Below are 13,024 nucleotides of genomic sequence, written 5' to 3'. Positions count from 1 at the left end.
CGCACGCGCCCCGCCGTGGAGCCGGCCGGGGTGCGCCCGTCTAGGCTGGGGCTCATGGTGGATATCTCGCGTGGCCGGGTCGAGGGTCTGCCGGACTGGGACCGCTGCGCGGTGATGGGCGTCGTCAACGTCACGCCCGACTCCTTCTCCGACGGCGGGCAGTGGTTCGACACCGACCTGGCGGTCAAGCACGGCATCGACCTGGTCGCCCAGGGCGCCGACCTGGTGGACGTCGGCGGTGAGTCGACCCGTCCCGGTGCCTCCCGCGTCGACGAGGCGGAGGAGCTGCGCCGGGTTGTCCCGGTGGTCCGCGAGCTGGCCTCGGCCGGGGTGCTGGTCTCCGTCGACACCATGCGGGCCAGCGTGGCCGAGCAGGCGGTCGCCGCCGGCGCCCGACTGGTCAACGACGTCAGTGCCGGTGCGGCCGACCCCCGGATGATCGCCACGGTCGCCGACGCCGAGGTGCCGTTCGTCGTCATGCACTGGCGGGGGCAGTCCCGCGACATGAACGCCCGGGCCGTCTACCGGGACGTGGTCGGGGAGGTCGTCGCAGAACTGCGCGAGGGCCTGGAACGGGCGGTCGCCGGCGGAATCGCCGAGGAACGCCTGGTCGTCGACCCCGGACTGGGCTTCGCCAAGCACGCCGAGCACGACCTGGACCTCCTCGCCCACCTCGACGCCGTCCGCGGGCTGGGACGCCCGGTGCTGGTCGCCGCGTCACGGAAACGTTTCCTTGGGCGGGTGCTGGCGGACGGCAGGGACGCCGTGCCGCCCGCTCGCGAGCGCGACGCGGCCACTGCCGCGGTCACGGCGCTCGCCGCCGGGGACGGCGCCTGGGCGGTGCGGGTGCACGAGGTACGGGCCAGCGCCGACGCGGTACGGGTGGCGCACGCCGTGGGCGGGGCCCGCCGGGCGGGCTGAGCCTGCCCGGCGCCGGCCGCCCCGGCCGGACGCGCCCGCGTGGGGCGCCCCCGGCCGGCGGAACCCGCGAGGAGCGGAGGCACGCGCCACGCGTCGGAGAGCACGGCAGCGGGTACGGCGCAGGGAGGAACGGCGTACACGGTGTTGACACACACCCCGTGCGCCCCCGACAGGACAGTGCGTGACGGAGAGGAGCGGTGTGAGCGGTACGGACCGACGGACGGACATCGAACTGGTCGAGCGGGCGAACACCGCCCTCTACGAGGCCGTCGAGAACGGTGACGCCGGAGCCCTGGCCGAACTGTGGCTGGACGACGAGGTCAGCGTCGTGCACCCCGGCTGGCCGGTGCTGCGCGGACGCGGCGAGGTGCTGCGCTCCTACGCGGTGATCATGGCGAACACGGAGTACATCCAGTTCTTCCTCACCGACGTGGAGGTCGACGTCCTCGGAGACACCGCACTGGTGACCTGCACCGAGAACATCCTCAGCGGCGGGCCGGCCGAGGAGGACGACGCGGTGGGGCCGCTGATCGGCCAGCTCGTCGTCGCGACCAACGTCTTCCGGCGCACCGAGGACGGCTGGCGGCTGTGGGCCCACCACGGGTCGCCGGTGCTCGCCGAGAGCGACGAGGACGACGACGAGGACGGCAACCAGGAGGACCTGGGGCTCGGCGGACCCGACGGCGGGGACGGCCCGCTCGGCGGGGTCTGAGGAGGCGCCCGGGACGCGGACCGCACCCGTCCGCCGTGCGGTGCGGCACCCGGCCCTCGGCCGCGCCGGACCGGCGGTGCCCTGCGGGGGTGACCCGGGGCCCGCTCCTGTGCGAGCCTCGGGGGCCGCGGGAGCCGCTCCGATCGGGCCACGGCTCATCCACCCGTTCGAGCCAAAGTCCGCAACGGGTAGGGGTGAGGCGTCACTTCCGGGGTAGGGGCCGCGGGAGCATGGCGGGACCGGCGACCCCGGACCCCGTCGTACGGGGCGAGAGGTTCACCACAGGGGCGGACGCCGTTCCCGCTCCGCGGCCCGGGCAGACGGGCGGCCGTCACCGGCGGCCCCGTCCCCGGGCCCTCGCTGTCGGCGTTCGCAGGTAGATTCGAGGGCCGGACGTGCGCCGGCGGGGCCGGAGGCGTCCTCCGTCATCCCGCCGAAAGGCGGACCATGGACCAGTGGGAGTGATTCGCGTGGACCGTGTCGCGCTGCGCGGGCTGAAGGCCCGGGGCCATCACGGGGTGTTCCCCGCCGAACGGGCGGAAGGGCAGACCTTCGTGGTCGACCTCGTCATGGGCCTGGACAGCCGTGCGGCGGCGGCAGGCGACGACCTGGGCAAGACCGTGCACTACGGCGTCGTGGCCGAGGAGGTCGTGGGGCTGGTGCAGGGAGAGCCCGTCGACCTGATCGAGACCCTCGCGGAGCGGATCGCGGAGCAGTGTCTGCGCCACGAGGCGGTACGGGAGGTGGAGGTGTGCGTGCACAAACCGGACGCCCCCATCACCGTCCCCTTTGACGATGTGACCATCACCATCACCCGGAGCCGAGTATGAACACCAGTGATCCGACCGTACAGCCGGTGCCCGCCTCCGTGGTGGAACAGGTGGACGCCGCCGACGTGACCCTCTCCAACCCCAAACGCGCGGTCATCTCGCTCGGCAGCAACCTGGGCAACCGCCTGGAGACGCTCCAGGGCGCCATCGACGCGCTGGAGGACACCCCCGGCGTGCGGATCAAGGCCGTCTCCCCGGTCTACGAGACGCAGCCCTGGGGCGTGGAGCCCGGCAGCCAGCCCTCCTACTTCAACGCCGTGGTGCTGCTGAAGACCACGCTGCCGCCGTCCTCGCTGCTGGAGCGCGGCCACGCCATCGAGGAGGCGTTCGAGCGGGTGCGGGACGAGCAGTGGGGTCCGCGCACCATCGACGTCGACATCGTCGCCTACCAGGACGTCCTCTCCGACGATCCGACGCTGACGCTGCCGCACCCGCGCGCCCACGAGCGCGCCTTCGTCCTGGTGCCCTGGCTCGACGTGGACCCCGAGGCGGAGGTGCCGGGGCGCGGGCCGGTGGCCGAGCTGGTCGGCGCGGTCGGTCAGGAGGGCGTCGTCGCCCGCACCGACCTGGAACTGAGGTTGCCGGAGTAGTCGTTAGGCTCTGCGGGTGCGGCGCCGCGCCACCGGGCACGGCGGGGCGCCGGGCGCACCCGGCAGGCGGACAGGACGGAAGGCGAGACGCTCGGTGAAGCAGCTACGGATCAAGGTGCTGGTCGGGCTGTTCCTGGCCGCCGGAGTGCTGGCCTGGGGAGGTGCCCGGCTCTGGGACTCCCTGGGCACCCTGCCCGGGGTGCCGCTGGCCGCACCGATCGTGCTGGCCGTGATCGCGGTCGTCCTGTTCGCCACCGCCCTGTCCTTCCGCAGCCGGCTCCGCGAGCAGCGGGACCGGCTGCCCGACGCCAAGGGCGTCGACCCGCTGGTGGCGGCACGTGCCGTCGTCTTCGGGCAGGCCAGTGCGCTGGTCGCCGCGATCGTCGCCGGCCTCTACGGCGGGACGGGCGTCTTCCTCGTCACCTCCGCCCTGGACGCCGGGCCGCGGGCGGACCAGGCGATCCACGCGGGACTCTCGGTGGTGGCGGGCGCGGCGGTCGTCGCCGCCGCCGTCTTCCTGGAGCGGGTGTGCCGGCTCCCGGACGACAAGGACGACGACTACCGCGGCGGCGGACCGGCCGGGGCGCGGCGCGACTCCTCCCGCTAGCTGTTGCGGGACGGGACGTTGTGGACGGTTTCGACGAAGTAGACGCCTGAACACCGGGCGCTTGCCGGAGGAAGGCGCGGCCGTCCGCGCCTGCTTCAGGCTGTCGGGTCCCACAGCCCGCCGGCTTTGCCGCGGGCGAGGTGCTCTGTGTAGACGCCGACCTTCCACGTGATGAGGGACCGACACTCCTCCAGTGCCTGGATCTGCGTGTCGACGCGCTGTCGATGAGCGTCGAGCAGGCGCAGGCGCTCTTCCTCGTTGCCCGGCCCTTGGCGCACCAGTTCGGCGAAGTGTTTGAGGTCGGCGAGCGGCATGCCGGATTCGCGGAGCCTGACGCAGATGAGCAGCCAGTCGACATCGGAGGAGGTGTAGCGGCGTCGGCCGCCCGAGGTGCGCTGGACCGGGCCGACGAGCAGGGCCTCGCGCTCGTAGAAGCGCAGGGCGTGCACGCTCAGTCCGGTCCGCTCGGCCACCTCACCGATGCTCAGTGACGGTGCGGCTGCTCCGGTGGTCGTCATGCCGCTCACTCCTGGACTTGATCTAGACCTCGCTCTAGATCGTAGCGTCCGCTGCATGACCGTTACTGAGCAGCAGCCGCTCGGCTCGCCCTTCTCCGCTGCCACCACCGCCGAGGACACCCTGGCCGGCCATGACCTTTCCGGCAGGACCGCTGTGGTGACCGGGGGCTACTCCGGGCTCGGCCTGGAAACCACCCGGGCGCTGACAGCCGCCGGGGCCCGGGTCATCGTTCCCGCCCGCCGCCCCGATGCCGCCCGTGCCGCTCTGAAGGAGGTGAAGGGCAGCGAGGTCATCCCCATGGACCTGGCCGACCTCGACAGCGTCCGCTCAGCCGCCGCGAACATCAGCGGCCGGTTGGACCGGCTCGAGGTCCTGATGAACGTCGCCGGCGTCATGGCCACCCCGGAGCGGCACGTTGGGCCCGGCTGGGAGAGCCAGCTCACCGCCAACCATTTCGGGCACTTCACCCTCGTCTGCGAGCTTTACCCGCTCCTGGCCTCCGCAGGCGGCGCACGCGTCGTCGTCAACAGTTCCGCCGGACATGCCCTGAGCGGCATCCGGTGGCACGACCCCCACTTCCGCACCGGCTACGACAAGTGGCTTGCCTACGGCCAGGCCAAGACCGCCAACGCCCTGTTCGCCGTGCACCTCGATGTCCTCGGGCGAGGTGACGGCGTCCGCGCGTTCAGCCTCCACCCCGGCAAGATCATCACCGGCCTCCAGCGGGAGATGACGCTCCGGGAGCAGATCGACCGCGGGTGGGTGGACGAAGACGGCAACGTGATCGGCGCAGACTTCAAGACCGCCTCCCAGGGGGCAGCCACCGGTCTGTGGGCCGCTACGTCCCCGCTCCTCGACGGCCTCGGCGGGCTCTACCTGGAAGACTGCGACATCGCCCGCGTTTCCGCCCCCGGCGCCGGCATGGATGACGGGGGGGTACGCGCGTACGCCATCGATCCCGAAGAAGCCGCCCGGCTCTGGGACCTGTCCGTCGCCGTGACCGGCGCGACACCGATCACCCGATGAACCCGCGTTCTGCAGATGCCGCTCTGCGTGCCACTGCGACGGGCAGCGCGGCATGGGCGCCTCTTGGGCTCGTCACAGCTGCCCCGAGCCAATCCGCCTGGGGATCCGCCGTCGGGCGCGCAGTGATACAGGCATGCCGCACCGTAAGGCACCTCTTACGATCGAAGGCCGACGACGCCTCGTTGAGCGGTGCCGCACTCGTCCGATCGCTCATGTCGCCGCCGAGATGGGCACCTTGCGGGCATCTGCCTCCAAGTGGGTCAGCCGATGGCGTCGACACGGCGACCTCGGTCTGCTCGACCGCTCGCCGAGCCCACCCCGCAGCCCACGTGCGACACCGGCATGGGTGATCGAGAAGATCGAATACTGGCGGCGACAGGAGAAGTGGTCCGCACAGCGGATCACTCACGAGCCGGCCAGGCTCGGTCACCCCGTCAGTCGACGCACCACCACCCGGCACTTGGCCAGGCCAGGACTGGGACTCCGCCGGATCCTCGACTCGTGCGGGGAGAGCAACCGGGAGCCCGGGGAGATCACTGCGCGCCGGCCGGGCCACAGGGTGCACCTGGGCGTCAAGAAGGCCGGAGGGATTCCTGACGGAGGTGGCCGGCGTGTCCACCACACAGCGGAGCGGGCGGTCGACCACCAGCTTCTCGACTCAAGAGCGGCGTCACCAACCTCTGGCCCTCCTACAGCCAACGGTCCGGCGCCGGGCCCCGCGGTGCGGAGCGGCGCCCCCGCACCGCGGCGGACCCGAGGCCGCTCGTGCCTCCCCCCGGCCGGGGTGACCTGTGAGAGAGACGGCGGCCGAGGGCGGCTCAGACTCCGGAGACCGTCTCCAGGGTGACCTCCGAGCGGTCGAGGTGGGCCGCGTCCGCCGTGGTGGACCGGCGCAGCGCCTCGTGAAGGCCGGCCGGGGTGAGCACGCCCAGGAAGCGGTCGCCGTCGAGCACCGCGATCCACCCGGCGTCGTGCTGGAGCATGGTGGCGAAGGCCTGCTTGAGCGGAGCGCCGAGCGGAAGCCATGCCTCCATCCGCCGGCAGTGGTCGGCGACCGTGCCGGTGGCCCCCTTCGTCCCCTCCTGCCCGGCCGCCAGGGCCTCCGCTGAGACCCAGCCGTGCAGGTCGCCCGAGGCCGACAGCACCACGGCCCAGCGCGCCTCCTCCTCCCGGAGCCGGGCCAGCGCGCCCGCGGCGTCGTCCGTCAGGCGCACCACCGGCGGCTGTTCGAGGTCGCCGGTCTCCACCGGGGTGACCGAGAGTCGCTTCAGGCCGCGGTCGGCGCCCACGAACTCCGCGACGTAGGGCGTGGCCGGGGCGCCCAGGACCGTGGCGGGGGCGTCGTACTGCTCGATGCGTCCCGAGCCGTACACCGCCATGCGGTCGCCGAGCCGGACCGCCTCCTCGATGTCGTGCGTCACGAAGAGGACCGTCTTGTGCAGTTCGGACTGGAGCCGCAGGAACTCCGTCTGCAGGTGCTCGCGCACCACCGGGTCGACGGCGCCGAACGGCTCGTCCATCAGCAGCACGGGCGGGTCGGCCGCCAGGGCGCGGGCCACTCCGACGCGCTGACGCTGGCCGCCGGAGAGCTGCTGGGGGTAGCGGTCGCCGTAGCGGGAGGGGTCGAGACCGACCAGGTCGAGGAGTTCGGCGGCGCGCTCCCGTGCCTTGGCCCGGCGCCAGCCCAGCAGGTGGGGGACGGTGGCGGTGTTCTCCAGCACCGTCTTGTGCGGGAAGAGCCCGACCTGCTGGATGACGTAGCCGATGCGCCGCCGCAGTTGGACGGGGTCGACGGACGCGGTGTCCTCGCCGTCCAGCAGCACGCGGCCGCTGGAGGGGGCTATGAGGCGGTTGACCATCTTCATCGTGGTGGTCTTGCCGCAGCCCGAGGGGCCCACGAGCGTGACCAGTTCGCCCTCGGCGACCTCGAAGGACAGGTCGTCGACGGCGGTGGTGCCGTCCGGGTAGCGCTTGGTGACGTTCTCGAAGCGGATCATGGCTCTCCCGTGGGGCTGGTCGGTGGCTCCGGGGCCGTGCCGTCAGTCTCCCAGTCGAAGGTCACCCGGAAGAGTGGGGCACCTCGACCGTAGCGGTGCGCCGACGTGGTCGGGACGGCGTGCGACAGGTCGTGCGGCGGCTCCGCCCCAGAAGCGATGCCCCCGGGGGCGCGTGGGAAACGGGTGCTCCATGAACGCGGTGTTGCGGGTCTCCGCGGGGGTAGGTCGGTTGTCGGTGGCGGGGGATAGGGTCACTGACGGTTGCGAACGCGCGTGCGGCATGCGGACGCGAATGCGGGGGAGGTGGGGGACGTGAGTGACTGCCTGACGGCCAACGACTGGATCTGCGGCGAGTACTTCCGCACCCGGAGTGCGGAGCTGGTCGACGCCACGGTGCAACACGTGGCGATCACCGCTGTCTCGGTGGCGCTCGGCCTGCTGGTGGCCTTTCCGCTGGCCCTGGCCGCGCGGCGGTGGCGACGCCTGGCCGGTCCGGTGCTGGGGCTGACGACCGTGCTGTACACGGTGCCCTCGCTGGCGATGTTCGCGCTGCTCACCCCGGTGTTCGGGGTCTCCGCATCCGTGGTGGTGACGGGCCTGGTGCTCTACTCGCTGACGATCCTGGTGCGCAATCTCCTCGCCGGGCTGGAGTCCGTGCCCGAGGATGTCAGGGAGGCTGCCCGGGGCATGGGGTACGGCCCGGTCCGGTTGCTGTTCCGGGTCGAACTGCCGCTGGCACTGCCCGCCGTCACCGCGGGGCTCCGCATCGCCACGGTCTCCACCGTCGCCATGACCACCATCGGGTCGGTGGTCGGCTACGGCGGCCTGGGCAACCTGATAGCCGACGGCCTCGGGGAGTTCTTCAAGGCGGAGGTACTGACGGCCTCGGTGCTGTGTGTGGTGCTGGCCGTGGTGGCCGACCTGCTCCTCCTCCTGGCGGGGCGGCTGCTCACCCCCTGGACCCGGACCGGCCGGCGCCGGCCCTCAACCCTGCGGCGAGAGGCGGTGGCCGCCGCGTGAACGCGCTCACGGGAGCCTGGAACTGGCTGGTGGACCCGGCGGACTGGGCGGGCGAGAAGGGCGTCTGGCACCGCCTCCTGGAGCACCTGTACCTCAGCGGCGTCTGCCTGCTGGTCGCCTGCCTCATCGCCCTGCCGCTCGCACTGTGGCTGGGCCACGTGGGGCGCGGTGGAGCCCTGGCGGTCAACCTCTCCAACGTGGGGCGCGCCGTCCCCACCTTCGCCGTGCTGGTACTGCTGACCCTCAGCCCGCTGGGTGCGCACGAGGACTGGCCGACCATCATCGCCCTGGTGCTCTTCGCGACGCCCCCGCTGCTGACCAACGCCTACGTGGGCATGCGGGAGGCGGACCGGGACGTGGTCGAGGCGGCGCGCGGCATGGGCATGTCGGGCGGGCAGTTGCTCTTCCGCGTCGAACTGCCGCTGGCGTACCCGCTCGTCATGACGGGGCTGCGCTCGGCCGCCGTACAGGTCGTGGCCACGGTGACCCTGGCCGCGCTGGCCGGCGGCGGTGGTCTGGGGCGGATCATCACGGCGGGGTTCGGCAACTACAACACCCCGCAGGTGGTCGCCGGCGCCGTGCTGGTGGCGGTGCTCGCCCTGCTGGTGGAAGGGGCGCTCGTACTGGCCGGGCGGTGGCTCGACCCGATGCGGGGCCGCCGGACGGACACCCCTCGCACCGCTCGCCGGGCCTCGGGCGGGCAGGGCCCGTCCGCCGGCCGCCGGCGTCGGGGTGAGGGCGAGGTGATCGCCGTGGGGGAGGGGACCTGAGAGGCGAACCGCACGGGACGCGGCCTTCCGGGCGAGGCCCCCGCCCCGGCCGTCGGCAGGGGCTTGCCGGCGGTTCCGGACCGTTCGGAGCCCTCGCGGCCCGTCCGACCACTCCGAGCCGTCCCCGGGTGCTGCCCGTGCCCTCCCGAGCCGACTCACCAGCCGAGCAAGCCACCACCGAGCAAGTCACACCGACCGAGTCACCACCCAGCAAGCCACCACCAGTGAGGAACCGTGATGACCACATCGATCAGGAAGACGAGCAGAGGCCCGGGAGTGCGGCGCGGGGTACGGGCCGTGTCGGCGGTGGCGGCCGTGGCGGCCCTGGGCGGCGCGCTCACGGCGTGCGGCGGGCAGAGCCTGGAGGACAAGGGTGGTGACGGAGGCAAGGGCGGTGGCAAGGGCACCCTCGTGATCGGCTCCGCGGGTTTCCCCGAGTCCGAGGTGCTGGCCCAGATATACGCCCGGGCCCTCGCCGACGCCGGGTACAAGACCTCGGTGAAGACCCTCACCAACCGGGAGCTGTACGAACCCGCGCTGGAGAAGGGACAGATCGACGTCGTCCCGGAATACCTCTCCACCCTCGCCGACTTCCTCAACGCGAAGGCCAACGGTGCCGACGCCGCTTCCGTCGCCTCGCACGACGCGGACGCCGCTGCCAAGGCGTTGGAGAAACTCGCCGCCCCCCGCGGGCTGAAGGTCCTGCCGCACGGGTCCGCCACCGACCAGAACTCCTTCGCCGTGGCGCGCGACTTCGCGGACAAGCACCACCTGAAGACGCTCTCGGATCTCGGGAAGTCCGGCCTCAAGATCAAAATTGCGGCGGGTGAGGAATGTGAGACCAGGCCGTTCTGCGCACCTGGCCTGAAGAAGACCTACGGCGTCGACATCACGGGAATCGACCCCAAGGGTGTGGGTACGATCCCTGCCAAGCAGGCGGTCAAGAACGGCACCGACCAACTGGTGCTCACCACCACCACCGACGCGACGCTCAAGGACTTCGCCCTCGTCGCCCTCAAGGACGACAAGGGCCTCCAGAACGCCGACAACGTCGTTCCCGTGGTGAACGCCAAGAGCGCCGGATCAAAGGACGTGGCCGCCGCGCTGGCGAAGGTCACCAAGACCCTCACCACCGCGGACCTGACCGAGCTCAACAAGAAGGTCGCCCAGCGGCAGAAGCCCGTGGACGTCGCGCGGACCTACCTGGAGGACAAGGGACTGGCCAGTAAGTAGGAACGTCCCGGAGGTAATTCCCGAGGTCCTTCGAGACGCGTCGAAGGGGAGACATCACCACCCGGATACGAATGGGCGGCCGGCTCCCCGGAATCCAGGTACGGAGGGTAAGTTTCAGGCCATGCCACGTGGACGCCATCGCCATTCCCCGCCTCTCCACCGGTTCCTCCCCCCTGCCGCTGTCGCCCTTGCGGCGGTGGTGTGCGCAGGCGCCGTCTGGTGGGTGCCGGACCTGCTCGTGGTGCGGATCCTGGCCGGCTGCGCGGCGGTGGCTGCGGTGGCCGGCGGCGTCATGGCACGTCTCTGGGACCGGGCGGCAGGCCGGCGGGTGGCGGACCTGGACCGGGCACGGACGCGTGACGAGTGGCGGGTCGAGGAACGTGTCGCCGAGCTGGAGGCGGAGGCCGAGGAGGAGCGGGAGCTGCGCGTCGCCCTGGAGACCAAGCTCCGGGCCAAACGGAGTGAACTCGCCCGGATGCGCAGCGAGCACGCCGAACTGCTGCGCCGTTATGCGACGGCCGAGACCAAGCGCGCCAACGCCCTGGAGGGCCGCCGCCGCCTCGAACTGGAGGCGGCGGTCCCGACGGGGGCGCCGCGGTCCGTCGCGGGCGTCATGGTCCCGGCCGCCGGTATCCGGCCGGTGACCTCCGAGGCAGCGGCTGCCTCCTCCCCCCGGGCGGCGTCCGGCGTGCCCGCCCTCCCCCGTTCCGTACCGGCGCAGGCCGGCGCCGTCGCACCACCGGGAGCCGGCGGCTCCGTCGCGTTGACCCCCGAGGCCTACCGGCAGGCGGCGCGGGCCCTGCACCGCTTTGCCCGCAACGCCTCCCGGCAGGCCTGGGACCGGGCGGCGGGACAGGACGACCAAGGGGTAAACGACCGTCCGGCGGGCGACGACCGTCCGTCGGGCAACGACCGTCCGGCGGGAGCCGGCCGTCAGGCGGACGCGGAGGGCGACCGGCGGACTCGTACGGCCGGTGGCGGCGCGGGGACGCGGGCCGGCGACCGGGCCGGGCGTGGGCGGGCCGTCGCGGCACTGGCGCCCCGGCGTGCCGCCTCCCGTGAGGTGGGCGGCTTCGACTTCTTCGGCACGGGCGCAGACCCTTCCGGGCCGGCGGCGGCACGTACGGAGCCGGCGGCGCGTCCGGAGCGGTCACCGCAGCCGGAGCGGTCAGCGCAGCCGGGGCGGTCAGCGCAGCCGGGGCGGTCAGGGCAGCCGACGGATCGTGAGCCCGGCCGTGATCTTCCCGGTGGTCTGGCCGAGGACCTTGCCGATGTCGTCGGGGACGAGGCGGTCGCCGACCGTGCGGCACGTTCCACCGACGACCGTCCCGCAGCTCGTCCCGCAGCCCGTCCCGCTCCGGGCGAGGTCATCGACCTGACGGCGCACGACGAGACGGAGCGCCTGGAGCTGGGCGGCCTCCGCAACTCCGCGTCCGGCTGAAGCCGGGCCGTTCCGCGACATCCGTCCGCCCGCCCGAACCCGGGCGGACGGACACGTCGTGCAGTGGGGCGGGCCGCCCGGCCGGAGGCCCAGCAGGCGGACCTGTCGAACGCGTCGGGAGGCAGCGTCACGGATCGTCCTGCGGCGTCGTCCGTCGCGCCGCCGGGGCCTGCCCGGCCCCGGCGTCACACCTCGCCCGCCGGCGTCACTTGTCGATGTCGCCGACGACGAAGAACAGCGAGCCGAGGATGGCGACCATGTCGGCGACCAGGGTCCCGGGCAGCAACTCGGTGAGGACCTGGATGTTGTTGAACGAGGCCGAGCGCAGCTTGAGGCGGTAGGGGGTCTTCTCGCCCTTGGAGACGAGGTAGTAGCCGTTGACGCCCAGCGGGTTCTCGGTCCAGGCGTAGGTGGCGCCCTCAGGGGCCTTCAGGACCTTGGGCAGGCGCTGGTTGATCGGTCCGGGCGGAAGCTCGGCGATGCGGTCCAGGCACGCGTCGGCCAGGTCGAGGGAGTTGTGGGTCTGCTCCAGCAGGCACTCGAACCGGGCCAGGCAGTCGCCCTCCTCACGGGTGACGACGCGCAGGGTGTCCTGGAGTTCCCCGTAGGCCAGGTACGGCTCGTCGCGCCGGAGGTCGAAGTCGACCCCCGAGGCGCGGGCGATGGGGCCGGAGACCCCGTAGCCGTGCACGATCGGCGGGGCCAGTACACCGACCCCGCGGGTCCGACCGCGGAAGATCTCGTTGCCCAGCACCAGGCGGTCGAAGACGTCCATGCGCGAGCGGATCGCGGCCACGGCGTCCCGGGCCCGGCCGAGCCAGCCTGCCGGCAGGTCCTCCTTGAGGCCGCCGACCCGGTTGAACATGTAGTGCATCCGGCCGCCGGAGAGCTCCTCCATGACGTTCTGGAGCTCCTCGCGCTCCCGGAACGCGTGGAACATCGGTGTGATGCCGCCCAGTTCCAGCGGGTAGGAGCCGAGGAACATGAGGTGGTTGAGCACCCGGTTCAGCTCGGCCAGCAGCGTGCGGGTCCACACCGCCCGCTCCGGTACCTCCATGCCGAGCATCCGCTCGACGGCGAGGACCACGCCGAGTTCGTTGGAGAACGCCGACAGCCAGTCGTGGCGGTTGGCGAGCACGATGATCTGCCGGTAGTCACGGGCCTCGAAGAGCTTCTCGGCGCCGCGGTGCATGTAGCCGACCACCGGCTCCGCCTCCCGGACGCGCTCTCCGTCCAGGACGAGCCGGAGCCGGAGCACCCCGTGGGTGGACGGGTGCTGGGGGCCGATGTTGAGCACCATGTCGGTGCTCTCCGCCGCACCGCCGATGCCGACTGTCGTCTCCGTCATGCCTGCCTCT

General features: G+C 72.5%; 13 protein-coding genes and 1 pseudogene. 11 read left to right on the top strand and 3 right to left on the bottom strand.

The genetic code is table 11. The features are described from left to right. Positions 1-54 precede the first annotated feature (54 nt). The 5 genes from folP (at position 55) to ACFV3R_RS00240 (ending at position 3,660) form a co-directional block, all read left to right on the top strand. Complete coding sequence (gene folP, locus ACFV3R_RS00260) at positions 55-921, top strand: dihydropteroate synthase (protein WP_385572920.1); 867 nt, start codon at positions 55-57, stop codon at positions 919-921. Between the two features lie 199 nt (positions 922-1,120). After that, positions 1,121-1,633, top strand: coding sequence for a nuclear transport factor 2 family protein (locus ACFV3R_RS00255; RefSeq protein WP_385572918.1), 513 nt, complete (start codon positions 1,121-1,123; stop codon positions 1,631-1,633). A gap of 470 nt (positions 1,634-2,103) precedes the next feature. Further along, positions 2,104-2,463, top strand: a complete 360-nt coding sequence (folB, locus tag ACFV3R_RS00250) for a dihydroneopterin aldolase (RefSeq protein WP_385574177.1) — start codon at positions 2,104-2,106, stop codon at positions 2,461-2,463. Further along, positions 2,460-3,053, top strand: a complete 594-nt coding sequence (gene folK, locus ACFV3R_RS00245) for a 2-amino-4-hydroxy-6-hydroxymethyldihydropteridine diphosphokinase (RefSeq protein ID WP_385572916.1) — start codon at positions 2,460-2,462, stop codon at positions 3,051-3,053. The genes folB and folK overlap by 4 nt, the downstream gene beginning before the upstream one ends. 94 nt (positions 3,054-3,147) lie before the next feature. Next, on the top strand, positions 3,148-3,660 hold the full coding sequence (locus ACFV3R_RS00240) for a DUF3180 domain-containing protein (protein WP_385572914.1): 513 nt from the start codon (positions 3,148-3,150) through the stop codon (positions 3,658-3,660). Between the two features lie 95 nt (positions 3,661-3,755). Here the strand turns inward: ACFV3R_RS00240 and ACFV3R_RS00235 are convergent, their stop codons facing one another. Beyond that, positions 3,756-4,178 carry a MerR family transcriptional regulator gene (locus tag ACFV3R_RS00235; RefSeq protein WP_385572912.1) on the bottom strand — a complete coding sequence of 141 codons (423 nt, stop codon included), beginning with the start codon at positions 4,176-4,178 and terminating at the stop codon, positions 3,756-3,758. A gap of 55 nt (positions 4,179-4,233) precedes the next feature. Here ACFV3R_RS00235 and ACFV3R_RS00230 point away from each other — a divergent pair, with 55 nt between their 5' ends. Together ACFV3R_RS00230 and ACFV3R_RS00225 are read left to right on the top strand one after the other, a co-directional pair. Next, on the top strand, positions 4,234-5,205 hold the full coding sequence (locus ACFV3R_RS00230; protein ID WP_385572909.1) for an oxidoreductase: 972 nt from the start codon (positions 4,234-4,236) through the stop codon (positions 5,203-5,205). A 133-nt stretch (positions 5,206-5,338) separates the two neighbouring features. Continuing rightward, a pseudogene (locus ACFV3R_RS00225) lies at positions 5,339-5,824 on the top strand (helix-turn-helix domain-containing protein); the annotation flags it as partial. 199 nt (positions 5,825-6,023) lie between these two features. Here the strand turns inward: ACFV3R_RS00225 and ACFV3R_RS00220 are convergent. Further along, a complete protein-coding gene (locus ACFV3R_RS00220) occupies positions 6,024-7,202 on the bottom strand; it encodes an ABC transporter ATP-binding protein (protein ID WP_385572906.1) in 1,179 nt (392 codons plus the stop codon). A gap of 303 nt (positions 7,203-7,505) precedes the next feature. Between ACFV3R_RS00220 and ACFV3R_RS00215 the strand changes: the two genes are divergently transcribed. From ACFV3R_RS00215 to ACFV3R_RS00200, 4 genes are all read left to right on the top strand, one after another. Continuing rightward, a complete protein-coding gene (locus tag ACFV3R_RS00215) occupies positions 7,506-8,222 on the top strand; it encodes an ABC transporter permease (protein ID WP_385572903.1) in 717 nt (238 codons plus the stop codon). Further along, a complete protein-coding gene (locus ACFV3R_RS00210; protein ID WP_385572900.1) occupies positions 8,219-8,992 on the top strand; it encodes an ABC transporter permease in 774 nt (257 codons plus the stop codon). Before ACFV3R_RS00215 ends, ACFV3R_RS00210 begins: the two co-directional genes overlap by 4 nt. Before the next feature lie 237 nt (positions 8,993-9,229). After that, the gene (locus tag ACFV3R_RS00205) at positions 9,230-10,225 is read left to right on the top strand and encodes an ABC transporter substrate-binding protein (protein ID WP_385572898.1); all 996 of its coding nucleotides are present in this window, start codon (positions 9,230-9,232) and stop codon (positions 10,223-10,225) included. Positions 10,226-10,448: 223 nt separating this feature from the next. Next, positions 10,449-11,666, top strand: a complete 1,218-nt coding sequence (locus ACFV3R_RS00200) for a hypothetical protein (RefSeq protein WP_385572896.1) — start codon at positions 10,449-10,451, stop codon at positions 11,664-11,666. A 205-nt stretch (positions 11,667-11,871) separates the two neighbouring features. On the opposite strand, the gene ACFV3R_RS00195 is transcribed toward ACFV3R_RS00200, so the two are convergent. Continuing rightward, complete coding sequence (locus ACFV3R_RS00195) at positions 11,872-13,014, bottom strand: NADH-quinone oxidoreductase subunit D (protein WP_385572895.1); 1,143 nt, start codon at positions 13,012-13,014, stop codon at positions 11,872-11,874. Between the last annotated feature and the right edge of the window lie 10 nt (positions 13,015-13,024).

The organism is Streptomyces sp. NPDC059740 (assembly GCF_042733155.1).
Taxonomy (GTDB): domain Bacteria; phylum Actinomycetota; class Actinomycetes; order Streptomycetales; family Streptomycetaceae; genus Streptomyces.
Note: the sequence above shows the minus strand (reverse complement) of the source record. Positions and strands in the feature narration are given on the sequence as shown.

Coding starts and splice junctions, on each gene's coding strand:
- folP (WP_385572920.1), top strand. CDS start 55: ATGGTGGATATCTCGCGTGGCCGGGTCGAGGGTCTGCCGGACTGGGAC.
- folK (WP_385572916.1), top strand. CDS start 2,460: ATGAACACCAGTGATCCGACCGTACAGCCGGTGCCCGCCTCCGTGGTG.
- ACFV3R_RS00235 (WP_385572912.1), bottom strand. CDS start 4,178: ATGACGACCACCGGAGCAGCCGCACCGTCACTGAGCATCGGTGAGGTG.
- ACFV3R_RS00230 (WP_385572909.1), top strand. CDS start 4,234: ATGACCGTTACTGAGCAGCAGCCGCTCGGCTCGCCCTTCTCCGCTGCC.
- ACFV3R_RS00220 (WP_385572906.1), bottom strand. CDS start 7,202: ATGATCCGCTTCGAGAACGTCACCAAGCGCTACCCGGACGGCACCACC.
- ACFV3R_RS00205 (WP_385572898.1), top strand. CDS start 9,230: ATGACCACATCGATCAGGAAGACGAGCAGAGGCCCGGGAGTGCGGCGC.
- ACFV3R_RS00195 (WP_385572895.1), bottom strand. CDS start 13,014: ATGACGGAGACGACAGTCGGCATCGGCGGTGCGGCGGAGAGCACCGAC.